The organism is Mycobacterium sp. SP-6446 (genome assembly GCF_001954045.1).
Classification (GTDB): Bacteria; Actinomycetota; Actinomycetes; order Mycobacteriales; family Mycobacteriaceae; genus Mycobacterium.
In genome coordinates this window covers 23,326-47,908 of the sequence record NZ_MBEM01000272.1, presented here as the reverse complement: position 1 = coordinate 47,908, position 24,583 = coordinate 23,326, and the positions used below count along the sequence as shown (strand labels likewise).

Genomic DNA, 24,583 nt, shown 5'->3' with positions numbered 1-24,583 from the left:
TTCAGCGGTCTCCTGTCGAGAGGGACCGGGCGAGCTCGGCCGCGGTGGCGATCAGCCGCGGAATCATCGCCCCGAAAGTGTCTTGGATCTTGGGGTCGACCTTGCCCGTGCGCACCCCGGCGGCGTACGTCTTCTCCAGCACGATGCCCAGTTTCCAGTTGGCCAGCACCAGGTAGTAGTCGATGTTCTCGGTGGACAGTCCGCTGACCTTCTCGTAGTGCTCGAGCAGTTCGCTGCGCGTCGGCATGCCCTTCATGTCCAGGTAGAACCCGTCGTCGCTGGGGTTTTCGCCGTCGTAGCCCAGTAGCGCCCACGCCAGATCCAGCAGCGGATCGCCCACCGTGGTCATCTCCCAGTCCACGATCGCGGCCAGTCGTGCCGGCGCGCCGTGGGCGAACATCACGTTGGCGAACTGGTAATCGCCGTGCATGATGCCCGGCTTGTAGTGCGCGGGCCGGTGGCGGCGCAGCCAGTCGGCCGCCTCGTCCAGGCCGGGCAGCTCGCGGACCTTGTAGGCGTCCAGGAACGTCAGCCAGCGATCGACCTGTCGCTCGTGAAATCCGTCCGGTCGGCCGAACCCTTCGAGCCCCTGGGCGCGCCAGTCCACCCGGCCCAGCCTGGCGGCGCCCTCGACCAATTCGAACGCCAGGCCGTGGCGTGCGTCCAGGTCGGTGTCGAACGGCGCTTGCCATCCGCCGTCCATCGGGCTCCACCCGTCGATGGCCCGCATGACGTAGAACGGCATGCCCAGCACGGTGCCGGTGTCGTCGGCGGCGATGAGTTCCGCGTGCGGTACGTCGGTGCCGGACAGCGCGCGTACCAGCCGGATCTCGCGCAGCAGTCCGTCGATGCGGGCGGCATCGGCGCGCGCGCCGGGCATCCGCAGCACCATGCGTTCGGGGCCACGCTCGATCAGGTACAGGGTGTTCTGGGAACCGCCCTTCAGCTGGTTCAGCAGTGGTTCTTCGCCGCTGCCCGGTGCGTCGTTGGCGTCGAGCCAACGTCCGAGAACACCCGGGTCCAGTTGCGTTTCGCCGGCAGCAGTCATGATCCGCACACCCCAATCTCCGTACGGAGAATAGCATTCTCCACGGGATTGGGAAGGGGCCGCGTCAGCGGTCGGCCTTGTGGGCGCTGAGCAGAAACCCTGGCGCCATGAAGTGGCCCTCGTCGTCGCGCTCGACGTCGGGTACCGTCCCGGACCCGACGGCATCGGCGTTGCCGTAGAGCTTCGCCGGTCGGATGTCATCGACCCGCCACAGGGTCGAGACCGCGTCGTGCAACTCGGTTTGGGTAAAGCCGCGCGGGCCGGGCGCGTCGTCCTCGCCCTGGTGGCCCAGGGCCCCCGCGACGAACGCCAGAATGTAGAGCGCTGCCCCCGGCGCCGCGGCACGAAAGATGGATTGCATGTAGTCCTGGCGCCTCTCGGGCGGCAGCGCGTGGAACAGCCCGCTGTCCAGGATGGTGGAGAAGCGGCCTTCGGATCCGGGCGGGTAGTCACGAAAGCTCGCGACGTCGGCCTGCGCGAAAGTCGCTGTCGTGAACCCTTGTTCGGCCGCGGCCGCGGCCGCCGCCTCGATCGCCGTGCCGCTGGCGTCCAGGCCGACAACCGTGTAGCCGCGCGCGGCAAGGGCCAGCGATAGTGCGGCGTGGCCGCAGCCGGCGTCCAGCACGTCGCTGCGGATCTTGCCCTGATCGATGAGGGCCGCCAGCTCGGGTTGTGGCCGGCCGATGCTCCACGGGGGTGGCGATTCTTGTCGGTAGGCGGCGTCCCAATCCATGCCCGGCTGGGTCATCTGTCCTCCTCGAGGTCGAGCCTCCTGCGCGCAATGAGAAACTGGCGCTGCCCACCATCCGACGACGGGAACAAACATGCAAGTGCTGCTGGTCCGGCACGCGTTGCCGCTGCGCAGCGAACACGGGCAGGGTTCGGACCCGGACCTGTCCGACGAGGGGAAGGCACAGGTCACACGCCTGCCCAACGCCCTTGCCAGGTTTCCCATCTCCCGGGTGGTCAGCAGCCCGCAGCGCCGGGCGATCCAGACCGCCGAACCGGTCGCGGCGGCCCGGGAGTTGGCCGTCGAGATCGACGAGCGATTCGCCGAATACGACCGCGACCTTCCGGTGTACATCCCCGTCGAGCAGATCCGCGCGGAAAACCCTCAGGAGTGGGCGCGGCTGGCGCAGGGCCATCTGCCCAGCGCGGTCGACGAAGACGCCTTCCGGGCGCGGGTGCTGGCGGGCGTGGACGATCTCGTCGCCGCCACTGATCCCGACGACACCGTCGCCGTGTTCAGCCACGGCGGAGTGATCAACCTGCTCCTGCACCACATTCTGGGGACGGCCCGGTTGTTGTCGTTCCCCGTGGACTACGCATCGTTCACGCGCCTGCTCTACTCGCGCTCCGGCCAGGCAACCGTGGCAACGGTGAACGCCGTCGAACACGTGTGGGACCTGTTGCCGCGCAACCAGCGATGGTAAACAAGTTCGGTGACTTCGGCTGACCGACTCGACGGGCTCGACCTGCCCGCGCTGGACCGGTATCTGCGTTCGCTCGGCATCGACCGCGACGGCGAGCTGCGGGCGGACTTCATCTCCGGTGGCCGCTCCAATCTGACGTTCCGGGTCTACGACGACAAAACCAATTGGCTCGTTCGGCGTCCGCCCCTGCATGGGTTGACGCCGTCGGCCCACGACATGGCCCGCGAGTACAAGGTGGTTGCGGCGCTACAGGACACACCGGTACCGGTCGCCCGCGCGATCGCGCTATGCGAGGACGACTCGGTGCTCGGCGCGCCGTTCCAGATCGTCGAATTCGTTGCCGGGCAAGTGGTCCGCCGCCGCGCGCAACTGGAAGCGTTCAGCCACACCGTCATCGACGGCTGCGTCGACGCGTTGATCAGGGTGCTCGTCGACTTGCACAACGTCGACCCCAACGCCGTGGGCCTGGGTGATTTCGGCAAGCCCACGGGCTACCTGGAACGCCAGGTGCGCCGATGGGGCTCGCAGTGGCAGTTGGTGCGGCTGCCCGACGACCACCGCGACGCCGATGTGGAACGGTTGCATTCCGGTCTGCACGAAGCGATTCCGCAGCAGAGCCGCACGTCGATCGTGCACGGCGACTATCGGATCGACAACACCATCTTGGACTCCGACGACCCGACGCGGGTCCGCGCCGTCGTGGATTGGGAGCTCTCGACGCTGGGGGACCCGCTGTCCGACGCGGCGCTGATGTGCGTGTACCGCGATCCCGCGCTGGACTTGATCGTCAACGCTCAGGCCGCCTGGACGTCACCGCTGTTGCCCACGGCCGACGAGCTTGCCGACCGGTACTCCCTGGCCGCCGGATTGTCGCTCGCGCACTGGGAGTTTTACATGGCCCTGGCCTACTTCAAGCTCGCCATCATCGCGGCGGGCATCGACTTCCGCCGGCGCATGTCGGACCAGGCCCGCGGGACGGATTCGGAGCTCACGCCCGAGGTGGTGGCGCCGTTGATCTCGCGCGGGCTGGCCGAACTTGCCAAGCTGCCCGGCTAGGAGCTATTGCGAAGCCGCGGCGTGATGCTTCTTGGCCGCGCGACGCAGCTGCAGGATCCGCGCGGTGCCGACGGCGACGGTGATCAGGCCGCCGACCACGGCCGCCAGCAGAATCGCGACACCGAGCGGCAGGCTCCAGTGCCAGCCCAGGAACTGAAACTGACTCGACGCCGTGTTCTGGGCTATGAAGATCAGCAACAGGATCAGGATCAGGAACCCGGCGATCAATGCGGTCCACAGGGCGCCGGCGCGGGTGAAGCCGATGGCGGGTTCTGCCGACTTGGCGCCGCCCTTGGCCGGTGGGGAGGGCTTGGGGGCCGGCTGGTCGGGCGAGTCAGGCGTTTGGCTGCTCATAGTGTCATCTTTGACCCATCGCGACCGGATTGAAACCACACCACGCAGGAAACCTTGCGGCGTCCCGTCGTTTCTGCCGATAGGGTCACCGGTATGAGGATGCTGCGCGTGCGCAGCGCGACCCGCTCCGCGACGGCGTTGCTGGCGACGGCGTGCCTGATTGCGGCATGCAGCAATTCGGACCCGCTGGGCGAAGAGACCCGCAGCATGAAGTCCATCGTCGTGGGCTCCGGCGACTTCCCGGAATCCCAGATCGTGGCCGAGATCTACGCACAGGCGTTGCAGGCCAACGGGTTTGACGTCGGGCGCCGGATGGGCATCGGCAGCCGCGAGACCTATATCCCGGCGCTGAAGGACCATTCCATCGATTTGGTGCCGGAGTACATCGGCAACCTCCTGCAGTACTTCGAGCCCAAGTCCACGGCGACCATGCTCGATGCCGTCGAATTGGAGCTCTACAAGCGGCTGCCCGGCGATCTGTCGATTCTGACCCCCTCGCCCGCATCCGACACGGACACCGTCACCGTCACGGCTGGAACCGCGGGGGACTGGCACCTGAAGACAATCGCCGACTTGGCGGCGCACTCGCCGGACGTGAAATTCGGCGCGCCCTCGGACTTCCAGGCTCGCCCGTCCGGGCTGCCCGGCCTGAAGCAGAAGTACGGGCTGGACATCAGCCCGGGCAATTTCGTCGCGATCGAGGACGGCGGCGGCGCCGTGACGGTCCGCGCGCTGGTCGAGGGCAGGGTGAACGCCGCCAACATCTTCAGCACGTCACCGGCCATCCCCCAGGAGCACCTGGTGGTACTCGAGGATCCCGAGCACAACTTCCTAGCCGGTAACATTGTGCCGCTGGTGAATTCGCAGAAGAAGTCCGATCGCCTCAAGGAAGTACTCGACGCCGTCTCGGCGAAGTTGACCTCACCGGGGGTGGCCGCGCTCAACGCCGAGGTGGCGGGAAACTCGGGCAGAGATCCGGGCCAGGTGGCCCGAAACTGGGTGCGGGACAACGGCTTCGATCACCCCTTGGGGCAGGGATGATCCGCTTCGACAACGTCAGCAAGGTGTTCGCTGGCGGCGGGACCGCCGTGGACCGGCTCAGCCTCGACGTGCCCGACGGCAAGTTGACTGTCTTCGTCGGCTCCTCCGGCAGCGGCAAAACCACGGCGCTGCGCATGATCAACCGCATGGTCGAACCGACCTCCGGCACCATCACGGTGGACGGCGTCGACGTATCCAAGGTCGACCCGGTGAAGCTGCGTCTCGGAATCGGTTACGTCATCCAGCATGCGGGCCTGATGCCGCATCAGCGGGTGATCGACAACGTCGCGACCGTGCCGGTACTCAAGGGGCAGGGCCGCCGAACCGCCCGCAGAGCCGCCTATCAGGTGCTGGAGCGCGTCGGGCTGGACGCCAAGCACGCCACCCGGTATCCCGCGCAACTTTCCGGGGGCGAACAACAACGCGTCGGGGTGGCGCGGGCCCTGGCCGCCGACCCGCCCATCCTGCTGATGGACGAGCCGTTCTCGGCCGTCGACCCGGTGGTCCGCCACGAGCTGCAAAACGAAATACTGCGTCTGCAAAGCGAATTGCGCAAAACCATCGTGTTCGTGACCCACGATATCGACGAGGCGCTCAGACTGGCCGACCAGGTCGCGGTGTTCGGACACGGTGGCGTCCTGCAGCAGTACGACGAACCCGCTCGGCTGCTGTCGCGGCCCGCCAACGACTTTGTGGCGAGGTTCATCGGTCTGGGCCGCGGCTATCGCTGGCTGCAGCTCATCGACGCAGCCGGGTTGCCGCTGCACGACATCGAGCGGATCTCGCCGAGCGCTCTGGCCGATGGTGGCGGCGCGCCTATCACGCACGGTTGGAGATTGGTGGTCCAGGACGACGGCGCGCCGTTGGGCTGGATCGACGCCGACGGCTGGCGGCGTCACCGCGGTGGTGCGTCCTTGTCGGACAGCATCAGCGCCATTGGTTCGCAGCTGCGTCCGGACGGCAACCTCAGCCAGGCGCTCGACGCGGCGCTGTCCTCCCCGTCGGCAGTCGGCATCGCCGTCGACCGCGACGGCAAGGTCGTCGGCGGCATCTTGGCCGCCGACGTGCTGGCCGCGGTGGAAGCCCGGCGGCGGGACTGACCATGCACTACCTGCTCACCCATCTCCACGACGCGTGGGCCCTGACCATCGTGCACGTGCGGCTGTCGCTGCTCCCGGTGCTGATCGGTTTGGCGGTCTCGGTGCCCGTCGGCGTGCTGGTCCAGCGCGCCCCGGTTGCCCGGCGGCTGACGACGGCGACGGCCAGCGTCGTCTTCACCATCCCGTCGCTGGCGTTGTTCGTCGTGCTGCCGGTCATCATCGGAACCCGAATCCTCGACGAGGCCAACATCGTCGTCGCGCTGACCGCCTACACGACCGCGCTGTTGGTGCGCGCGGTGCTCGAGGCGCTGGACGCGGTGCCGGCCCAAGTGCGGGACGCCGCGACCGCGGTCGGCTATCCGGCGCTCAAGAGGGTGGTGAAAGTCGAACTGCCACTGTCCATTCCGGTGATGATCGCCGGCCTGCGGGTGGTGGTGGTGACCAACATCGCGATGGTGTCGGTGGGCTCGGTGATCGGGATCGGTGGACTGGGCACCTGGTTCACCATGGGTTACCAGACCAACAAGAGTGATCAAATCCTCGCCGGGATCATCGTGTTGCTCCTGCTCGCAATCACCATCGACTTGGGGATCGTGCTGGCCGGGCGCTTCGTCACACCCTGGGAGCGCGCCGCGCGTCCGGCCCGCCGTCGCCGCCCGGTCCCGGCACCGATAGCGGGCGGTGCGCGATGAACTTTCTGCAGCAGGCGCTCTCCTACCTCTTGACCGCCGCCAACTGGACCGGCCCGGTAGGACTGGCGTCGCGCATCTTGGAGCATTTGGAGTACACCGCGCTCGCGGTGGGCGCGTCGGCGCTGGTCGCCATTCCGCTGGGCGCGATCATCGGGCACACCGGTCGCGGCACCCTGCTGGTGGTCGGCGCGGTCAACGGACTGCGCGCGCTGCCGACGCTCGGGGTGCTGCTGTTGGGGGTGCTCGTGTTCGGGCTGGGCCTGGGCCCGCCGCTGGTTGCCCTGATGCTGCTGGGCATCCCCGCCCTGCTTGCCGGCACCTACGCCGGCATCGCCAGCGTCGAGCCGACGGTGGTCGACGCGGCCCGCGCGATGGGCATGACCGAAACCCAGGTGCTGCTGCGCGTCGAGGTGCCCAATGCGATGCCGCTGATCCTGGGCGGGCTGCGCAGCGCGACGCTGCAAGTCGTCGCGACCGCGACGGTCGCCGCGTACGCGAGCCTCGGCGGGCTGGGCCGCTACCTGATCGACGGGATCAAACAGCGCGAATTCCAGCTCGCTCTGGTCGGTGCGTTGGCGGTGGCGGCGTTGGCGCTGATCCTCGACGGTCTGCTGGCGTCGGCGGTGTGGGTCTCGGTGCCCGGCACCGGGCGGCTGCGCCGGGCTACCCGTGGGCGCGAGCGCGTGACGGTGGCCGCACTTCCGGACAAACCTGCCGCGGTTGGTGGACACGCTTTACGGTAGGGGGGTGAACGCAGGCCCCACGGATCCGACTCCCCGCGTCGTGACGGCGATGTTGACCTGGCGTGCACAGGATGTCTCCCGGATGGAGTCGGTGCGAATTCAGGTGTCCGGCAAGCGAATCAGGGCCCACGGCCGCATCGTGGCCGCGGCCACCGAGACAAATCCGGCGTTCGGCGCCTTCTACGAGGTGCAGACCGACGAGACGGGCGCAACCAAGCGGTTCGGGTTGACCGTGACGCTGGCCGAGCGGGAACGGCAGCTGGCCATTGCCCGCGACGAGGAGAACATGTGGTTGGTGACCGACCATCAAGGCGAGTCGCGCGCGGGGTATAACGGTGCCCTCGACGTCGACGTGGTGTTCAGCCCGTTCTTCAACGCCCTGCCGATCCGGCGGCTCGGGCTGCACGAACATGCGGAGTCGATCGCGTTGCCGATGGTCTATGTGAACGTGCCCGAGATGACCGTCACCGCGGCCGTCGTCAGCTACACCAGCGCGGGCAGTCTCGACGGGATCAAGCTGCGTTCGCCGGTCGCCGACACCAACGTGAGCGTCGACGCCGACGGGTTCATCGTCGACTATCCAGGGTTGGCAGAGCGGATCTGATCACCCCGCCGGCCCGGCCCGCGGCGGCCAATTCCTCGCGCCAGTTGTCCTCGCCGATGGTGATGGTGAAGATGTCGGAGCGCGGGAAGCTGTCGAAACGGGTTCGCGCCGCGTGGCCGGCTTCGACGAGCTCGGCCACCGAGATGTCCCGGTCGAGGGAGTCGCGCGCACGACTCAGCAGCTCGATGGCACGGTCGAGGGCGGGCAGCAGTTCGCTGGAGTTGCCTTCGCACATCGCGCGCACCAGGTCCGGCGCGCTGGCGGCCACCCGCGTGCCATCTCGGAAAGACCCCGCGGCCAGCGCGAACGCCAGCGGCACCTCGGCGGCGGTGATGGCGAGGGCCTCGGCGAGCAGGTGCGGCAGGTGTGAGATGGCGGCCGCGGCGGCGTCGTGCTCGTCGGACTTGGCCGGCACCACCGCCGCGCCGCAGTCCAGCGCCAGCGTCATGACCATTGACCACACTTCGGGATCCACATGGTCGTCGACGCTGATGACCCACGGGGCCATGGTGAACAACCCGGCATGGCCGGCGGGCCAACCGGACTCGGCGGTGCCCGTCATCGGGTGACCGCCGACGAAGCGCTGCAGCAGACCGGCCGCCGCGACCTCGTCGAGCACCGCGCGTTTGACGCTGGTGACATCGGTCAGCGGACAGTCGGGGGCCAATTCGCTGATGTGGGCGAGCATGCTGGGCAGGGCCGGCATCGGCACGGCCAGCACGATGAGTGCGCCGAGGTCGGCGGCGCGGGTCAGCGTTTCGGTGAGGTCGGTGGTGGCGTCGAAGCCGTCGGCGACGGCTCCCTGCGCGCCTTCCACCGACCGGTTGTAGCCGAATACTTCGCGGCCGGCTTTTGCGGTGGCCCGCATGATCGAGCCGCCGATCAGTCCCAGACCGAGCACGCATATCGGTGTCTTCGTTGCAGTCCGAGCCACAGTCCAAGGTTGGCACAGTTCCGCACGCCGTGGTGGTTCAGGTTCGCTCGCACGGGTGCGTCTGTCTGGTCAAGGGGCCTGGTCAGCGACTAGCGTATGCGGCCATGGGAGCACAACGGGCCTCCGCACAGGGCCCGTCCGCGGACGTGCCGGATGGCTTCGGCGTCGCGGTCGTGCGCGAAGAGGGCCAATGGCGCTGCTACCCGATGGCGACGAAGTCGTTGACTAGTCTGTCGGCGGCCGAGACGGAGCTGCGTGAACTACGCAGCGCCGGAGCGGTGTTTGGGCTTCTCGATGTCGACGACGAATTCTTCGTCATTGTGCGCCCGGCGCCGTCGGGGACCCGGCTGCTGCTGTCGGATGCCACGGCCGCGCTGGACTACGACATCGCGGCCGAGGTGCTGGACAATCTCGACGCCGATATCGATCCCGAGGACCTCGAGGACGTGGAGCCGTTCGAGGAGGGCGACCTCGGGTTGCTGTCGGACGTGGGCCTGCCCGAGGCGGTACTCGGTGTCATCCTCGATGAGTCCGACCTCTACGCCGACGAGCAATTGGGCCGCATCGCCCGGGAAATGGGCTTTGCCGACCAGCTGTCGGCCGTGATCGACCGCCTCGGTCGGTGATCGCAAGCTCGGTCGGTGTTCTCTGACGAAGATCTGATCCGTACCGCGCTGTCGGTCGCCGCGACGGCGGGACCCCGCGACGTCCCCATCGGGGCGGTGGTCGTCGGCCCCGACGGCACCGAACTCGCCCGGGCGGTGAATGCCCGTGAGGCCCTCGGTGATCCGACCGCGCACGCGGAGATCCTGGCGATGCGGGCGGCGGCCGGCGTGCTGGGCGACGGGTGGCGGCTGCAGGGGACCACGCTGGCGGTGACCGTCGAGCCCTGCACCATGTGCGCGGGCGCGCTGGTGCTGGCTCGCATCGAGCGGCTGGTCTTTGGCGCCTGGGAGCCCAAAACGGGAGCGGTCGGATCGCTGTGGGACGTGGTCCGCGATCGTCGGCTCAACCACCGCCCGGCCGTGCGGGGCGGCGTGCTTGCGGAAGAATGCGCCGCACCGCTGGAGGCCTTCTTCGCCCGCCAGCGATTGGGGTGAGCGGCGGACGGTTCGGTAAGCTGCTCGGCGGTGGCGTGTCCGAGCGGCCTAAGGAGCACGCCTCGAAAGCGTGTGACGGCTAACACCGTCCGAGGGTTCAAATCCCTCCGCCACCGCCACAAACTAGCCGGGCATTAGTACGGGTGAAACGGCTTCTTTTCTATTTGCAAGCGCTAGCCGATCGGTCGTGGATGACGAGGCCGCCCGAAAGCTGCCCCGCCGGGGCCTGATCTCTTGATCAGCCGGGGCGGTGGGTTGACTTCAGCCCACCCTCCATTGGGGGGCAGACTTTCGGATCCAGAAGTCCCGACAAAGTTGGCCCATCTGTCCATAAAGGGCGGTGGCATCGCAATTGCCTTGGTATCTGTGCAGGGGGTTCTCGCGCCGGGATTTGTCGATGCAAGCCTGGTGGGCAGCGGGATCGGTGATGCTGACACAGGGATCGTCGGCGTGCGCTTGTGCTGGTGGAATGCAGAGGGGTGCCAGTGCTATGGCTGCTGCAGTTGACACGCCCAATATTGCCCTCTTCAAATTAGTTGTTCCTTTTCTGCCCCCCTAATAGCCGCGTTGTTGTCGTCACCTACAAATTGTCCCACTTTGTGACGTTGCCGCCCGGGTGATGTGGCTAGTACGCAGCCAGTACGCAGGAGAATTACGGGCAGCTTTCAGCAACCATCAGAACCAGCCGCCCTGCCGGCCATCGGCTGGAACCGGGCCGGATGCTCGCGGGCATCGACCGTGCTCATGCCTAGGCGGTCACGCGACCTGGACCTATGACGCGCCATCCGATACGTGCGTCGTTCTCGCACAAGCACTCCCGCCGCCAGCCTTGCCGCCCCCGCCGCCAGAGGCACCACCTCCGCCGCCAGCGCTTCCACCTCCGCCCGCGTATTACGGCCCGCGACCATACGTCTCTATCGGCATCTGTGCGCCCATACCGTTTGTATCTATCTGCGGCGGTATCTGAGCCGGCGTAATTCATCGTGAAGGCAGCTCGAAGTGCTGGTAGTCGACGGGACTCGACCAATGGCCGCCCCATTGCCAGCCTCGGTCGGTGAAGACGCGTACGCCTGCGTCGCCGTTGTGCAGGAGTCCCGGGTCAGTGCGGCTGCGATCGAGATACGGCGCCGCATTCCGCGGTTCGAATACGCCGCTTGCGTAGACGCACGGATTGAGAAGGGGATTGACGTCGATGGCCCGACCGTAGGCATGTTGAGACCATTCGCTGGACCCCGGGATGCCTCGGCAGTTGAACGCCGACGTGTTGTCGTCCTCCATGGATAGCTCGTCGTCGGCGCCCGGATAGTGGTCGGCGGTGCGGATTTTCTCGATGGGAAAGCGCAGCCGGTAAAGCTGCTCGAAGATCGCGATGACCTGCGGCACCAGGTCTTCGTGCACGATCAGCTCGCCGCGGTGGGTCTGGCCGTCGAAACCGATGTGGTCGACGCCGACCCGCCGCAGCCGCGCGGGTTCGACCGGACAACCCGGCCGCCAGCTCGCACCGAGTTCCTCCGCGGTGACCGGCTGAACCGAGTCATCGGCAGATGCCAGGGGCGCGGCGCTGCAGTGCGCCAGCATGACCCCCGCCGCCGTCGCGCTCACCAGCACGGCAATCCCCCGCCTGCGAGACGTCAACTGGGGTGAGTCCTCACGCTTGGTTCCACCTCGTTCGGCTCTGGACCGTCGGCCTACCCTTGCGATATGCCCGAACTCGGGTCGATGGCGTGGCCCGTGCGGACGGCCATCACTGTTGGAGCCGTCCTGCTTATCCTCGCTCTGCCTTCCTCGCGTGGCTATCCGGGCCACCTGGCAGCCCACGGCAGCGCGGTGGCGACGCAGCCAACGCAGGCGATGCAGCCGACGCAGGCAACACAGCCAACGGAGGCGATGCAGCCGCCGCAGGCATCGGCGCCGATGCAGGCGACGGAGCCACCGCAGGCGACCCCGCCGCCGGCTGCGGGGGCCGCGGGGGACTTCGCAGCCGTCGCCAAACTGATGAACAATGCGGTCGCCGCAAACAGGCTGCCGGGTGCCGTGGTCGTGATCGGGCACGCCGGCAACGTCGTCTTCCATCAGGCGTTTGGCTCGCGCAAGCTTGCGGGCGAACAGGGGCTGGACGGATCGCCCGCACCCGCAGAGCCGATGACCGAGGACACGATCTTCGACTTGGCGTCGTTGACGAAGTGCCTCGCGACGGCGATCGCCGTCATGCAGCTCTACGAACAAGGCAAGGTCGGCTTCGACGATCCGGTTCAGAACTATTTGCCCGAGTTCAACGCGGGCAACGACCCGCAGCGCGCCGGGGTGACGCTGCGCATGTTGCTGACAAACACCTCGGGCGAACCGATAGACGTAAACCTCGGCGACCCATGGGGATTGGACGGACCCGACAAGGCGGAGGGCATCCGTCGTGCGCTCACCACGCCGCTGCAGTCGGGTCCCGGCGAGGTGTTCCGTTACTCCGACATCAACTTCCTGCTACTCGGGGCGCTACTCGAAAAGATCACGGGCCAGGCGGAAGACGTCTACGTAGAGCAAAACGTATTCGGGCCGCTGGGCATGGAGGACACCCGCTACCTTCCTCCGGCCAGCCTCTTGCCGCGCATCGCACCGACGGCGCTCGACGAGGAAAACAGAGCCGATCCAAGCAAGAATCCCGATTACGGTCACCTGCTTCGCGGCACCGTGCACGACCCGACGGCGCGCCGCATGGGGGGAGTGGCCGGGAATGCCGGTGTGTTCGCGACGGCGCACGACGTCAGCATTTTTGCGCAGGCCCTGCTTGATCGACTTGCGGGCCGCCCGAGCAAGTTTCCGCTGCAGCAAGCGACTCTCGAGATGATGACGACGCCGGAGCAGCCCGGGCATAGCGCCCGACAACTTCAAGCGGCGAACGATGCGGCCCGCAGGGCCACCGTTCCGAGCTATCCGGCCATCAACGGACAGAATCTGTTCGGCTTCGGCTGGGACATCGACACTCCCTTTTCCAGACCCCGCGGGTCGATCTTTCCCGTTGGCAGCTTTGGCAATACGGGGTTCACCGGAACCACGCTGTGGCTGGATCCGGAATCGGATACCTACGTCATCCTGCTCTCGAACGCGATCCATGTGCGCGGCAGCTCCCCGATCTCGGATCTGCGCGGCGAAGTGGCCACGGAGGCCGCCCGGGGGTTGGGCCTGTATGGCAGTGCACCGTCGTCATCGACGCCGAAACCCCTTCGGCAGCACTAGCCTTGCGCGCCGGTAAGTCCGCGGATCGCTTGAATTTCGCTCTCCCGGTATGGCCGCCCGTCGGGCAGCAGAAGGTCGTGGAACCATACCTTCGGCGGTGCCGTGTACGGGTGATCCCACGAGTCCCACGGAAAGTAGGTCTGGGTCTTCCCGGCTACCAGGCCCCAGTTGAATGCGCCGACGTTGTGGCGCTTCGCCACGGGCAGGATCGACTCGACGGTGCTGCCCTGCGGCCGCGCCATGTACTCGGTGCAAATGATCGGGCGCCCAAGGGGGGCAAGCTCGTTGATCCGGGACTCGAAGGCCGTGGGTTCGGCATAGGAGTGGAACGTGATCACGTCGGAGTTGTCCAGCTGCATGGCGCTGATGGCGCTGAGTCTCGCCGGCTCACCCCAGTCACCGCGCCACACACCGCTCGTCAGCGGTTGACTCGGATCGACAGCACGCGCCCACAGGAACACCTGGGGGAGCAGCTCCGCCACACGCTCCAGCTTGTCTGGGCGCTCGACCTTGCTGTACACCTTCGCCGGATTGTCCGGCTCGTTCCACAGGTCCCAGCCCAAAACCCGGTCGTCAGTGCGGAACTGGGTCAACACCCCGGTGACGTAGTCACGCAGCAGGCGGGCGTAGGCGGGATCGCCGAGGTGCTCGGCTCCCGGGCTCTGCACCCATCCGGAGTTGTGCACGCCGGGCCTCGGCGCGTGTTGCGGACCCAGTCTGGGTAACGGATCCCAGCACGAGTCGAAGAAAACGAACAGCGGCTTAATGCGGTGGCGCGCGGCGATATTGACGAACTGCGCCAGACGCATCAGGAAGCCGCGGGCGTCTTGGGCCCAGAGCTGATCGTGGAGGAAGACCCGCACGCTGTTGAGCCCGGCCGCGCGGGCCCAGCCAAGTTCGGTGTCGATGCGCCGGGGATCGTAGGTGCCGGGCTGAAACATCTCGAGCTGATTAATGGCGTTGGAAGTGATGAAATTCGCTCCGACAAGCCAACCTTGGGCTTGATACCAGCGATTGGCGCGTTCGGCCGACCACCGGGTTATCTCCCCGGACGAGCGGGGTGCTGGTTCGGCGGAGGCACGGGGTGCGTGGGCCAGCGCACTGCCCGCTGCCAACACCAGCGGTAGCTTCAAGACCGTTCGGCGGTACACGAATTGACGATAAGTTGGCCGAGCCCCGTAACCCGGTATTTACTTAGCGCGTCGCGATACGTTTAGCTGAGAATCGTTATTTCATTGTCATCAAGCGGTGTTGAGCGGGCGCGTCCCGTCGATGACATCCCCTAGCGCAGCTTGCGGCCGTGGCTGTCGGTGACGCTGCCGGTGAACATCATGATGGCGTCAACGATGGCCCAGATGGCCGAACCGAGCAGCACCGGGAAGCCGAAAAGGCAGAACAGGGTGAAGACGAATCCGAAGATGCCCACACACAACTGAGCGATCGCGATCTGGGTCGAGTCGATATAGAACCGGCCGATGCCGAACACCCCCAGGAACAGCTGGAGGAGGCCGGCCGTGGTGGCGGATTTGTCCGAAAGCGGTACGCCCGTGGCGGGATCGCGACCAAATGGCGCTTGGGGATCGACGTGCCCCGGGTAGCCGGGGTAGGGGGGCGGGTACGGCTGCGGCTGCGGATAGCCCGGTTGGTACCCCGGTTGGCCCGGATATCCGGGCGGCGGAGGGATTTGGGGATTCTGCTGCGCACCATAGCCCTGCGGCTGCCACCCCTGGGGTGGTTCGTCGGAGGGGTTTCCGGGTGGGTTCGGGCTCGCCATCCCAAGAACATAGCCCACGCAAGCCGTCGTCGACTCCGGCAAACGGCCGAAGCTGGCCGCAGTGTGCTCAGCCGAGCCCAGCCATCGCGGCGGCAAACTGCCGCCAGCCTGATCGGCGCGATCCGGCGGGCAATTTTTCGCGGCGCGGATGGCGCATTTCCCGCAAACTTCGTGCCCGGGAGCGCGATACTGAGCAAGTGCCTGATCGCAATGTGCTGGGCGGGCCGCTGGAACCGTGCGGTACCGACCCACTGACTGGTTTCTATCGCGACGGTTGCTGCTCGTCCGGGCCCGAAGACCGGGGCCGGCACACGATCTGTGCCGTGATGACTGCCGAATTCCTGGAGCACCAGCGTTCCATCGGCAATGACTTGTTGACACCGGTGCCCGAGTACCGTTTCCCCGGCCTGCTGCCCGGCGATCGCTGGTGCGTCACCGCCCTGAACTGGCTTCGGGCCCATCACGACGGTTGCGCCGCCCCCGTGGTCTTGGCGTCGACTCACGAGCGCACACTGGAGGTCGTGCCTCTCGAGGCGCTCAAGGAACACAAAGTCGACGTTCCCGACGACCTGGCCAATTTGTAGAGCCCGCTAGGAGGCGCTCGCATGGGCTCTGCGGGCCCCGACATCGCGGATATCGACTTCGACGACTTGACGGCGCCCAAGCTCACCGATGTACAGCGCCAGATTCTGAAATTCACCGAGGCCAAACGCGTCGACTTCGACATCGATCGGATGATGGCCGAGGCCGTCGAGATGGCCGGTGTCGGCGACCTGGACGACACGGACGGCTTCGGTGACCGCCTGCGCGCGCACGTGGCCGCGATCGAAGCCGACGAGGGCCTGCGCGAGCTGACACGGTCCTCACTGCGCCAACGGGTCGTTCGCCTGCTGCGCAACCGGTTGTCGTTGACCGAACTCGTCAAGCGTTATCCCGAGATCGAGTCGATCCCGATCGAGAAACCGTTCGTCGTCGTCGGAATGCCGCGATCCGGCACCACCCATCTGGTCAATCTCATTGCGGCCGACCCGCGCCGACGCGCGCTGCCGTATTGGGAAAGCCAGGAGCCGATACCCGCGCGGGGCGAAGGACCCGACATCTTCGGGGTCGACCCACGCTACGCGCGGGCCAAATCCGAACACGAGGCGCTCATGGCCAGTGCACCGGTGGTGGCCGCCATGCACGACCGGTTCCCCGAGGCGATCGAGGAGGAAGTCGAGCTCCTCGACCTCGATCTGGCCGCCTATGTGCTGGAATGGCATGCGCGCGTTCCCGATTGGCGCGACTTCTACCTGGCGCTCGACCAAACACAGCACTACGCGTACATGAAGAAAGTCTTGCAGGCGTTGACGTTCCTGCGCGGCCCGCGGACCTGGATCCTCAAGAGCCCGCAGCACTGTGAGCAGCTCGGCCCGCTGGTGGCAACATTTCCGGACGCGACGGTGGCCTTCACACACCGCGATCCCGTCGCCGTGATCCAATCGGCGATCACGATGATGGCCTACTCCGATCGGTTGCGCCGGACTAGCATCGACCCGGATTGGCTCCTGGACTACTGGAGCGACCGCGTGCACCGGCTGCTCAGCGCGTGCGTGCGCGACCGCGACCTGGTGCCCGCCGATCGCAGCCTCGACGTCAGCTTCCACCACCTCAACGGCAACGAAATGCCGCTGCTCGACGAGCTTTACCGCCGCGGCAACGTGGACTTGACACCGAAGGTGCGCGAACGGTTCCGGCGCTACCTGGACGGCAACCCGCGCGGAAAGCACGGCCGCATCCGCTACGACCTGCAACGGCACTTCGGCATCTCGGCCGACGAACTCCGTGGGCGGTTCGACTTCTATTTCGATAGATTCGACGTCCGCCCCGAATGAAGGAGTCAACAGCGATGCCCGGACCGGTCTATCGCGGCAGGCCCGGCGCCGAGGCCATGCGCCCGGCGTCGGCCGAACAAGCCGAGCGGCTCGCCCCGGGGCTGTGGTGCTCGCCGGGCCTGTCCAACGCGTACATGCTGACCACCGCCGACGGCCGGGTGATCGTCAACACCGGGATGGGCTTCGAGGGGCCGGTGCACCGCGCGAACTTCGACGCCGTCGACTCCTCGCCGGTGCGCTACATCATCTTCACGCAGGGCCATGTGGACCACGTCGGCGGCCTGGACAGCGTCCGCGATCCGGAAACAACGGTTGTCGCGCAAGCTAATTGGACGGCGTGGCGGGACGACAACGAGCGGCTGATCCCGTACCGCGCCAGCCGCAGCGCATTCGCCTTCAAAGACACGCTGACGTCCGGCATTCGGGCAATCCAGCGGCGCCTCGGAACCAAGCACCTGCCCGGCCAGAGTGTCCCTGCCGTCGATCTCGACTTCGAGGACACCCTCTCCCTCGAGGTGGGCGGTCGACGGCTGGAGCTGATCTCGGTGCCCGGCGGCGAGACCACCGACTCGCTGGTGGTCTGGTTGCCGGACGAGCGAATTTGCCTGTGCGGAAACACCTTCGGTCCGATCTTCGGACACATTCCCAACCTCGTCACCATACGGGGCGACCGCTACCGCGACGCCCTGACCACCATCGCATCGGTCGAGCGGGTACGCGCACTTCGGCCCGAACTGCTGGTGACCGGTCACTTCGAACCGATCGCGGGCGCCGATCTGATCGACGCCGAGCTTACGAGGCTGCGCGACGCGATCCAGTACGTCCACGACGAGACTGTGGCCGGGATGAACGCCGGCAAGGACGTCCAGACCCTGATGCGCGAGATCACGCTGCCCGCGGAATACGAAGTGGGACAAGGCTATGGGAAGGTCGCCTGGGATGTCAGAGCGATCTGGGAGAACTACTCGGGCTGGTTCCACCACCGCTCGACCACCGAGCTCTACCCCGTCGGCTTCGATGCAGTCGGCGCCGACGTGATCGAACTGGCCGGCGCCGAGGCCCTTGTGGATCGCGCGCGGGAGCATCTTGCCGCGGGCCGCCCCCTGCACGCCATCCATCTCGCCGAGCTCGTCTCGTCGGATGATCCCGCGGCCCGGGCGGTACTGCGGGAGGCACACGAAGTCCTGCTCGCGGACAGCACCAATTTCTGGGAACGAGCATGGCTCTCCGAACAAATAGCGAGGAACTCATGACGGCCCGTGTCGGCTTCGACTTCACCGGCACGACCGCGTTGATCACCGGTGGCACCAGCGGGATCGGGCACGCCACCGCGGTGCTGTTCCGGGATGCCGGAGCCGAGGTCACCATCACCGGCACCAAACCGGCGGCGACGGACTATGACGCCGACCTGGCCGGCATGGCCTACCGCTCGCTGCAGATCACCGACCATGACTCGGTGGATGCGCTGGCCGCCAGCTTCGCCAGCCTCGACGTCTTGATAAACAATGCGGGCGCGAATTTCCCAGGCGGCCTGGACGAATCGAAGCCGGAGGGTTTCGAGGTGTCGGTGGGCCTCAACCTCGTTGGGCCATACCGGCTTACGGTGGGACTGTACCCAGCCTTGAGGGCATCGACCGCGGCGGGAGGCGCCAGCGTGGTCAATCTGGCGTCGATGTCTGCGCTGCGGGCGGTTCCCTTGGTGCCCGGCTACGGGGCCGCGAAGGCCGGGATCGTCGACATCACCAGGAATCTCGCGGTCAAGTGGGCAACCAAGGGAATCCGGGTGAACGCCGTCGCACCGGGAACCATCGACACGCCGATGACCGCGCCCATGCACGCCGCGGCGGACATCGTGGAATCCGAGCTGGCACATATTCCGTTGCGCCGCTTCGGGTCCATCGCGGAGATCGCTCCCACGATCGCATTCCTGTGCACCGAGCAGAGCAGTTACACCAGCGGCGCGGTCTTCGTCGTCGACGGCGCGTCGGACTGCGTCTGAGATTAAGGACAAGACCATGGCACTCGCGCTTCGACCCGAGGACTTCTACCACACCGGCATCGTCGTGCCCGACCTCGAAGCCGCGATGGCCCGGCTCAGCACGCTGGCCGGCTACCGATGGATCACGCCGCTGACCTACACGCTGCCCTTCCGCACCGCGACCGAAACACACGAACTCACCTCGACATTCGTCTACTCCCTGCAGAGCCCGCACCTCGAACTCATCCAAGAGGTTCCCGATAGCCCGTGGAAGGCGGCGCCCGGCAACTCCGCTCATCACCTCGGCTACTTCACCGACGACCTCGCCGGCAGCGCAGAGATGCTAGAGGCCAACGGCTTCACCTTCGAAGCCACCGCCGATGTCTCACCGCCGGGCCTGGCGCTGTTCGCGTACTACGTCGACGCCTTCGGCACCCGCATCGAAATCGTCGACCGTGCACTCTTTCCCGACTTCGCCGCGTTCCTGCGGTCGGCGGCGGCGCCGGTCCAGGGCTGAGGGCCGGACATGGTGCTGACCGTGCTGCGCTTCAACTTCGCCTCGCCGCAGGGCGAGCCGAGGACGCAGAGCGGGATCTTGTCCGCCGCACTCGAACTGGCGCAGTGGGGCGAATCCCGAGGCATCACCACGGTCAGCGTCGACGAGCACCACGCGACCGGCCACGGATGGAGCTGCAACCCCATCATGGCGGCGTCGATGTTCTTGGCGCGAACGACGACTCTGATCGCCAGCGTGGACTGCGCGCTTGGCCCGTTGTGGAATCCCGTCCGCCTGGCCGAGGACATCGCGCTGGTGGACAACATGAGCCGAGGACGGCTGCACACCACGGTGGGGTTGGGCTACCGAACCGTCGAATACGACGCGCTGGCGGTCGATTTCGGCCGGCGGGGCGAGCTGATGGACGGCCTGATCGAGCGAATGCTGTCGGTGTGGTCCGGCGCCGATCCGGACTCCGGAATCTGCACCGGCACCTGGACCAGGCCGCACCCACCGCTGTATGTCGGCGGGGGAGCGCGTGCCACCGCGCGGCGGGCCGCGCGCTTCCGGTTACCGCTCAGCCTGGCCGACCACCTGCCCGACATCGCCGGCTACTACCGCGAGCTGTGTTCCGACGTCGGTCTGACGCCGTTCGTCATCATGCCCGGCCCGATCAACCGCGGCATGATCTACCTGCACGAGGATCCGGACCGGGCGTGGGCGGAACTCGGCGAGCACATCCTCTGGGAGGCAGTCACTTACGGCGAATGGGCAACCGACCATCGTTCACTCATGCACCTGCCGGGAGTCCGGACGCTGGACGAGGTGAAGGCCTCGGGACGATACCGATTCCTGACTCCCGAGCAGCTCATCGCCGAAGTTCGCGAGTCCGAACACTACGGGCCGTTGGTGATGCATCCGCTGGTCGGCGGCATGCCCGTCGACGAAGCATGGAAGTCGGTTCAGCTGCTCACCGACGTGGTCCTGCCGGCGCTCGACTAAGTCTGTCGTCCTGATTGAAGCCCTCCGGGGCGGGTACTCGGGCATTTCGGGCTAATTCAACGTGCGCGTAATGGAGAGGAGTGTGCTGTGATCATCCTGGGCATCATTCTCTTGATCATCGGTTACTTCACGAGCCTGTCGATCCTGTACACGATCGGCGGAATCCTGGTGGTCATCGGTGTGATCTTGTGGATCCTCGGCGCGGTCGGGCGCCCGGTGGCCGGCAGAAGGGTCTGGTTCTAGCCGATTTCGTCAAGGGATGGGCGTCCGCCAAGGCGCTGCACCGTGGAGCTGGCGGCGGCAGCGGCTTGCTGTCCTGCATGCTGAGGCCCGGCGCCGTCACGCAATGCGGAAATAAGCCCGGCAACAAAGGCATCGCCGGCACCGGTCGGATCGACCACGTCTACGTCGGCGAATTCGAATAGCTCGCTGCCTCCACGCCACGCCAGGAGGTCGCCCACGTCGGGAACCGCAATCGCAACGAGCTCAGGCCCGCACGTCAAAAGATTGTCGGCCAGCTCGGCCGCTTCGTCCACAGTGCCAACGGCTTTTCCACCGATAAGCGCGGCCTCTGTGGCATCGGCCCGTATCACGTCCACGGATGCAAGCAAATCGGCTTGAATATCCTGCGGCGGTGCACCATCCGCGACGACGCGCACACCACGCCGCCGGGCCCGGCGCGCCGCCGCAAGCGCCGTCTCCGCCGGCTGCTGCAGCTGAATTGAAACGATCTCCGCCCCGTTTAACCGCTCGGCCGACCGGTCGAGGTCGTCGACCCGCACGAGCGAGCTTTCCGGTATGTGTTCGAGAAGCATTCGCTCCGGCGGCGGTGCCACCAGATCAACCAGCAGTGCCGTGGTCCCGCGTCGCACGACGCCACCTATGTCAATACCGTCACCTTCCGCTTCCTCAAGCACGAAAGTTCCCGCTGTGTCGTCGCCCACCACGCCGATTAGTGCGACCGGTACCCCGAGCTGGGCGAGACCGACTGCCTGGTTGGCGCCCTTGCCGCCCAGCAGCTCTTCGCGCTGCAGAATTGTTCTGGACTCACTCGCCGACGGCGGCCCATCGGTGCGCAGTACCAGGTCCCGGCCGATCTGGCCGATCACCACAACACTCATTGGGTTACTGTGCCCGTTTCCGCCCAACGTATGCGCGCTGCCAATGATGGCTCTTGATCGCTTCGAGGGCGTCGGTGACGTAGCGGTCCAGCGGGCGCGGCTTCTTGCTCGACTGGCGCACCCAGGTCTGGAATGCGAAATCGCCTGCGGCAAAGCCGAGTTGGACCAGAAGGCCTGGTCGGATATCGGCGTCGGGGTTGGCGCCCATGCGCTCGCCGATCAGTTTCGTCGCCCGCTCCTTGTCCGCGGGTGTGTGCAGCGTGACCTTGCCGAGCAGATTAGGCGCAACCAGCAGGGCTTCGCGCCACTCCTCACAGTCGGCTTCGTCGAATGACCGGGTTCGGACAATGATGGCGTTGATCAGTGCGACATCCGGCGCCTCTCCCGCCGGGCGCTGTTCGAGCAGGTTCACGATCGCGGCGCCACCGTGGCGAACCGGCGCAAGCAGCAGATCCTCCTTTGTTGGCACGTGCCGGAAGAAGGTGCGTGGCGAAACGCCTGCGGCCGAGGCGATTTCCTCGGTCGTCACGGCGTCGTACCCACGCTCGACGAAGAGCCGGAACGCCGCGCGCCTGATGTCGGCCCGGACCTGTGCGCGCTGTCGATCGCGCAGCGACTCTTTCATCGGAAGCTGCCGATGCCACCGTCGACGTGAATGGTTTGACCCGTGATGAACGTCGCGTCGCTGCTGAGTAGGAACGCCACCAGCGCGCCCACGTCGGTGCGCACGTCTCCGATGCGCTTCATCGGAACGCGTCTCACCGCCTTCGCGTAATCGTCGGGCGCGTATTGCTTCCACAGCTTGACGCCGTCGGACTCGGCGAACGGGCAGATGACGTTGACGCGGATGTTGTCGCGCCCCCATTCCAGGGCGGCGACCTTCGACAGTCCCCGGATGCCCTCCTTGGCGGCGGCGTACCCGCCCCACCTGGGTTCGCCCCCGGTGCCCGTCCCCGAGCCGAGGTTCACGATCGATCCGCCGCCGGCCTCGACCATCACCGGGTGCACCGCCTGCATGAGCAGGAATGTTGCCCGGGGCCCGACGTCGTAGCCGAGCGCCAGGTCCTCGGTGGTGATGTCGACGAACGCCTTGGGCTCGTTGGTCGCAATGGCGTTGTTGACCAGGCCATGCACGGTACCGAAGGCGTCGATCGCAGCCGCCACGATCCGCTGGGCGCTGTCGGGATCGCGCAGATTGGCGACCAACTTCTCGACCCGGCCCGTCGACGCCAGCTCGTCGGTCGTCGTGCTCAGGACGTCGGCTTGGATGTCGACCAGCAGCACCGCCGCACCGCGTTCGAGCAGCGCGGCGGCGATGCCCTTGCCCACGCCCTGCGCGGCACCGGTGACGATTGCCACGTGGCCGCGCATCGACTCGGGATGGGTGTAGGTCATGTCACGGGCCCCATCCGTAGCGGCACGCCCCGGTGCATCTCGTACGTGCTGCGCGCGCCGCCGGGCAGCTCGATGAACTCCACCGGCGTTCCGTCCGGGTCCTTGACGAAAAACATTCGCACCCCGCCTATTTCGAACGGATCCTGGTCGGGCGTGCAGCCCGCGGCGGTGATGCGACGGTGGGTGTCGTCGAGGTCCGGGACGGAGAGCGAGACGTTGTGGATGCCGGTGATGCGGCGCGCCTGTTGATCCGCGGGCGGCTTGGCGCCGAGGGAGAGCAGCTCGACCATCAACCCGCCCAGCAAGCCGCCCACCACCCGGCCCTCCTGCTTTCGCTTGGCATGCAGGACCGCGTCGAAGGGTTCTCCGGAGATGAGGGTCTCGAAGATGACCTCCATGCCGATCACGTCGCGGTAGAAGGCCAGCGAGCGGTCCATGTCGGTCACGCCGATGACGAGGTGGCAGAACGACACATCGTCTAGGACGCCGGATGTCATAGCGGCGCAGCAACTTTGGGGGCGGGGCGTCCGGCGAAAAGCGGCAGGTCGAGATAGGTCTTGATGCCGGGGCCGGCGGCGCAGACGTCGGGAATCGCGTTGACGCAGTGGTTGGCCGTGGCGACGACACCGGGGTTTCGTTTGAGCCCTTCGGCGATGGATGGTGGTTGCAGGCCCTTGAAGGTCAGCGACACGGTGGGGTCGCCGGTGATCTCGACCTCGAAGCGTTCGCCGAGCCCGCCGAAGTTCCAGTCCGGTTCCAGGTTGTCTTCACCCATCAGCCAGTTGACCGCCGCGGTGATGACCGGTTCGCCGTCGGCGATCGCCTGCCAGCGGAATCGGCGGGCGGCCACGGTTCCCGCGGTGATCGGGAAGGGGTCGTAGTCGATGTCGGCGGTCGCGACGGCGATCTCCTGGACGGTCCTGATGTTGGGATCGATGCGAAAACCCATGTGCTCGGCCACCATTCGCACGGACATCTTGAAGCCCGCCTCGAGCAGCGTGGCCATGGGCCCTTGCATGGCTTCCTCGGGGGTGCCGCCGAAGCCCATGATGTGGCGCACGACGTCCGGCGCGTTGTAGGTGCGGATGTCGGAGAACTCCTCGGCGCGCACATGGGTGACCGCTGATGACAGTCCGGACAGCATCAGCGGGAATCGCTCCGTGATGCCGCCGGGATGGATGCCGGATCCGTGCAGGGTTACCCCACCCTCGACCGCGGCGTCCGCAATTGCTTTGACGGCCGGGCTGTCGAGGTCGGGATATACCCAGCCGACCGGTGTGACGACGTTCTTGCCGGACCGCAGAATCGCGACGACCTCGTCGTCGTTGGGTATCAGCGGGCTGTACACGACGCAGTCGGCGCCGAGGGCCAGCACCTCGTCGGCGCTGGAGGTGGCGGTGACGCCGAGGTCGTCCGTCCCGACGATCCGGCCGACGTCGACGCCGTCCTTTTCCGCGCTGTGCACCCAGCACCCGACGAGCTCGAGCTGCGGATGATTCACGACGCATTCGATGGCGGCCTTGCCGACACCTCCGGTCGCCCACTGGATGACGCGAAGCTTGCTCATGGCTGACCTCCCGCACGCCTTTACATCGCACCAACGAGAT

The 24,583-nt window shown here is 66.7% G+C and carries 29 protein-coding genes and 1 tRNA gene; 18 read left to right on the top strand and 12 right to left on the bottom strand.

The genetic code is table 11. The annotated features are described in order from the left end of the window. Nucleotide 1: 1 nt before the first annotated feature. Both A5736_RS25355 and A5736_RS25350 read right to left on the bottom strand, forming a co-directional pair. Complete coding sequence (locus A5736_RS25355; RefSeq protein ID WP_076249202.1) at nt 2–1,048, bottom strand: phosphotransferase family protein; 1,047 nt, start codon at nt 1,046–1,048, stop codon at nt 2–4. 64 nt (nt 1,049–1,112) lie between these two features. Beyond that, the gene (locus tag A5736_RS25350) at nt 1,113–1,796 is read right to left on the bottom strand and encodes a class I SAM-dependent methyltransferase (RefSeq protein ID WP_076249189.1); all 684 of its coding nucleotides are present in this window, start codon (nt 1,794–1,796) and stop codon (nt 1,113–1,115) included. A gap of 76 nt (nt 1,797–1,872) precedes the next feature. Between A5736_RS25350 and A5736_RS25345 the strand changes: the two genes are divergently transcribed. Beyond that, the gene (locus tag A5736_RS25345; protein WP_076249188.1) at nt 1,873–2,481 is read left to right on the top strand and encodes a histidine phosphatase family protein; all 609 of its coding nucleotides are present in this window, start codon (nt 1,873–1,875) and stop codon (nt 2,479–2,481) included. Between the two features lie 9 nt (nt 2,482–2,490). Further along, nucleotides 2,491–3,537, top strand: coding sequence for a phosphotransferase family protein (locus A5736_RS25340; protein ID WP_076125135.1), 1,047 nt, complete (start codon nt 2,491–2,493; stop codon nt 3,535–3,537). 3 nt (nt 3,538–3,540) lie between these two features. Here the strand turns inward: A5736_RS25340 and A5736_RS25335 are convergent, their stop codons facing one another. Continuing rightward, nucleotides 3,541–3,891, bottom strand: a complete 351-nt coding sequence (locus A5736_RS25335) for a lipopolysaccharide assembly LapA domain-containing protein (protein WP_076125137.1) — start codon at nt 3,889–3,891, stop codon at nt 3,541–3,543. Between the two features lie 93 nt (nt 3,892–3,984). On the opposite strand from A5736_RS25335, the gene A5736_RS25330 reads away from it, so the two are divergent. From A5736_RS25330 to A5736_RS25310, 5 genes are read left to right on the top strand one after another with little or no spacing between them, the layout of a single operon-like run. Then, the gene (locus tag A5736_RS25330; protein ID WP_076249187.1) at nt 3,985–4,932 is read left to right on the top strand and encodes an ABC transporter substrate-binding protein; all 948 of its coding nucleotides are present in this window, start codon (nt 3,985–3,987) and stop codon (nt 4,930–4,932) included. After that, nucleotides 4,929–6,032, top strand: a complete 1,104-nt coding sequence (locus A5736_RS25325) for an ABC transporter ATP-binding protein (protein WP_076125143.1) — start codon at nt 4,929–4,931, stop codon at nt 6,030–6,032. The genes A5736_RS25330 and A5736_RS25325 overlap by 4 nt, the downstream gene beginning before the upstream one ends. Nucleotides 6,033–6,034: 2 nt before the next feature. Next, nucleotides 6,035–6,724, top strand: coding sequence for an ABC transporter permease (locus A5736_RS25320; protein WP_076249186.1), 690 nt, complete (start codon nt 6,035–6,037; stop codon nt 6,722–6,724). Continuing rightward, the gene (locus A5736_RS25315; RefSeq protein ID WP_076249185.1) at nt 6,721–7,467 is read left to right on the top strand and encodes an ABC transporter permease; all 747 of its coding nucleotides are present in this window, start codon (nt 6,721–6,723) and stop codon (nt 7,465–7,467) included. The genes A5736_RS25320 and A5736_RS25315 overlap by 4 nt, the downstream gene beginning before the upstream one ends. A 4-nt stretch (nt 7,468–7,471) precedes the next feature. Then, the gene (locus tag A5736_RS25310) at nt 7,472–8,071 is read left to right on the top strand and encodes a putative glycolipid-binding domain-containing protein (protein WP_076125151.1); all 600 of its coding nucleotides are present in this window, start codon (nt 7,472–7,474) and stop codon (nt 8,069–8,071) included. Here the strand turns inward: A5736_RS25310 and A5736_RS25305 are convergent. Then, the gene (locus A5736_RS25305) at nt 8,034–8,978 is read right to left on the bottom strand and encodes a prephenate dehydrogenase (protein ID WP_254848456.1); all 945 of its coding nucleotides are present in this window, start codon (nt 8,976–8,978) and stop codon (nt 8,034–8,036) included. The genes A5736_RS25310 and A5736_RS25305 overlap by 38 nt on opposite strands. A 131-nt stretch (nt 8,979–9,109) precedes the next feature. Between A5736_RS25305 and A5736_RS25300 the strand changes: the two genes are divergently transcribed. From A5736_RS25300 to A5736_RS25290, 3 genes are all read left to right on the top strand, one after another. Continuing rightward, a complete protein-coding gene (locus tag A5736_RS25300; protein WP_076125156.1) occupies nt 9,110–9,631 on the top strand; it encodes a tRNA adenosine deaminase-associated protein in 522 nt (173 codons plus the stop codon). Nucleotides 9,632–9,646: 15 nt separating this feature from the next. After that, on the top strand, nt 9,647–10,105 hold the full coding sequence (locus A5736_RS25295) for a nucleoside deaminase (protein WP_076249183.1): 459 nt from the start codon (nt 9,647–9,649) through the stop codon (nt 10,103–10,105). A gap of 29 nt (nt 10,106–10,134) precedes the next feature. Then, nucleotides 10,135–10,224 (top strand) — tRNA-Ser (locus A5736_RS25290). An 859-nt stretch (nt 10,225–11,083) separates the two neighbouring features. Here A5736_RS25290 and A5736_RS25285 read toward each other — a convergent pair. After that, nucleotides 11,084–11,683 (bottom strand): M15 family metallopeptidase, encoded by a 600-nt coding sequence (locus A5736_RS25285; RefSeq protein ID WP_139333552.1) that lies wholly within the window; start codon nt 11,681–11,683, stop codon nt 11,084–11,086. Between the two features lie 123 nt (nt 11,684–11,806). Between A5736_RS25285 and A5736_RS25280 the strand changes: the two genes are divergently transcribed. Continuing rightward, the gene (locus A5736_RS25280; RefSeq protein ID WP_371328414.1) at nt 11,807–13,336 is read left to right on the top strand and encodes a serine hydrolase domain-containing protein; all 1,530 of its coding nucleotides are present in this window, start codon (nt 11,807–11,809) and stop codon (nt 13,334–13,336) included. Here the strand turns inward: A5736_RS25280 and A5736_RS25275 are convergent. Further along, a complete protein-coding gene (locus A5736_RS25275; protein WP_076249182.1) occupies nt 13,333–14,487 on the bottom strand; it encodes a 1,4-beta-xylanase in 1,155 nt (384 codons plus the stop codon). The genes A5736_RS25280 and A5736_RS25275 overlap by 4 nt on opposite strands. 131 nt (nt 14,488–14,618) lie before the next feature. Next, nucleotides 14,619–15,110 (bottom strand): TM2 domain-containing protein, encoded by a 492-nt coding sequence (locus A5736_RS25270; RefSeq protein WP_076125164.1) that lies wholly within the window; start codon nt 15,108–15,110, stop codon nt 14,619–14,621. A gap of 197 nt (nt 15,111–15,307) precedes the next feature. On the opposite strand from A5736_RS25270, the gene A5736_RS25265 reads away from it, so the two are divergent. From A5736_RS25265 to A5736_RS26175, 7 genes are all read left to right on the top strand, one after another. After that, entirely contained in the window at nt 15,308–15,694 is a 387-nt protein-coding gene (locus A5736_RS25265) for a DUF2237 family protein (RefSeq protein ID WP_076125165.1), read from the top strand. 21 nt (nt 15,695–15,715) lie between these two features. Beyond that, the gene (locus A5736_RS25260) at nt 15,716–16,984 is read left to right on the top strand and encodes a sulfotransferase (RefSeq protein ID WP_076249181.1); all 1,269 of its coding nucleotides are present in this window, start codon (nt 15,716–15,718) and stop codon (nt 16,982–16,984) included. A 14-nt stretch (nt 16,985–16,998) separates the two neighbouring features. Beyond that, the gene (locus A5736_RS25255) at nt 16,999–18,237 is read left to right on the top strand and encodes an MBL fold metallo-hydrolase (RefSeq protein WP_076249180.1); all 1,239 of its coding nucleotides are present in this window, start codon (nt 16,999–17,001) and stop codon (nt 18,235–18,237) included. Continuing rightward, nucleotides 18,234–18,983, top strand: a complete 750-nt coding sequence (locus A5736_RS25250) for an SDR family NAD(P)-dependent oxidoreductase (RefSeq protein WP_076249179.1) — start codon at nt 18,234–18,236, stop codon at nt 18,981–18,983. The genes A5736_RS25255 and A5736_RS25250 overlap by 4 nt, the downstream gene beginning before the upstream one ends. A 16-nt stretch (nt 18,984–18,999) precedes the next feature. Next, complete coding sequence (locus A5736_RS25245; RefSeq protein WP_076125174.1) at nt 19,000–19,479, top strand: VOC family protein; 480 nt, start codon at nt 19,000–19,002, stop codon at nt 19,477–19,479. A gap of 9 nt (nt 19,480–19,488) precedes the next feature. Continuing rightward, on the top strand, nt 19,489–20,460 hold the full coding sequence (locus A5736_RS25240; RefSeq protein WP_076249178.1) for an LLM class flavin-dependent oxidoreductase: 972 nt from the start codon (nt 19,489–19,491) through the stop codon (nt 20,458–20,460). An 87-nt stretch (nt 20,461–20,547) separates the two neighbouring features. Then, entirely contained in the window at nt 20,548–20,703 is a 156-nt protein-coding gene (locus A5736_RS26175) for a hypothetical protein (RefSeq protein WP_139333546.1), read from the top strand. Here A5736_RS26175 and A5736_RS25235 read toward each other — a convergent pair. The 5 genes from A5736_RS25235 to A5736_RS25215 are packed head-to-tail and all read right to left on the bottom strand — an operon-like array spanning nt 20,700 to nt 24,543. Continuing rightward, complete coding sequence (locus A5736_RS25235) at nt 20,700–21,581, bottom strand: PfkB family carbohydrate kinase (protein WP_076249177.1); 882 nt, start codon at nt 21,579–21,581, stop codon at nt 20,700–20,702. The two genes, A5736_RS26175 and A5736_RS25235, sit on opposite strands and share 4 nt — an antisense overlap. A gap of 4 nt (nt 21,582–21,585) precedes the next feature. After that, nucleotides 21,586–22,206 carry a TetR/AcrR family transcriptional regulator gene (locus A5736_RS25230; RefSeq protein ID WP_076125179.1) on the bottom strand — a complete coding sequence of 207 codons (621 nt, stop codon included), beginning with the start codon at nt 22,204–22,206 and terminating at the stop codon, nt 21,586–21,588. Further along, complete coding sequence (locus A5736_RS25225; protein ID WP_076249176.1) at nt 22,203–22,976, bottom strand: SDR family NAD(P)-dependent oxidoreductase; 774 nt, start codon at nt 22,974–22,976, stop codon at nt 22,203–22,205. The genes A5736_RS25230 and A5736_RS25225 overlap by 4 nt, the downstream gene beginning before the upstream one ends. Beyond that, the gene (locus A5736_RS25220; RefSeq protein ID WP_076249175.1) at nt 22,973–23,473 is read right to left on the bottom strand and encodes a VOC family protein; all 501 of its coding nucleotides are present in this window, start codon (nt 23,471–23,473) and stop codon (nt 22,973–22,975) included. Before A5736_RS25220 ends, A5736_RS25225 begins: the two co-directional genes overlap by 4 nt. After that, entirely contained in the window at nt 23,470–24,543 is a 1,074-nt protein-coding gene (locus tag A5736_RS25215) for a dihydrodipicolinate reductase (RefSeq protein ID WP_076249174.1), read from the bottom strand. The genes A5736_RS25220 and A5736_RS25215 overlap by 4 nt, the downstream gene beginning before the upstream one ends. Nucleotides 24,544–24,583: the final 40 nt, after the last annotated feature.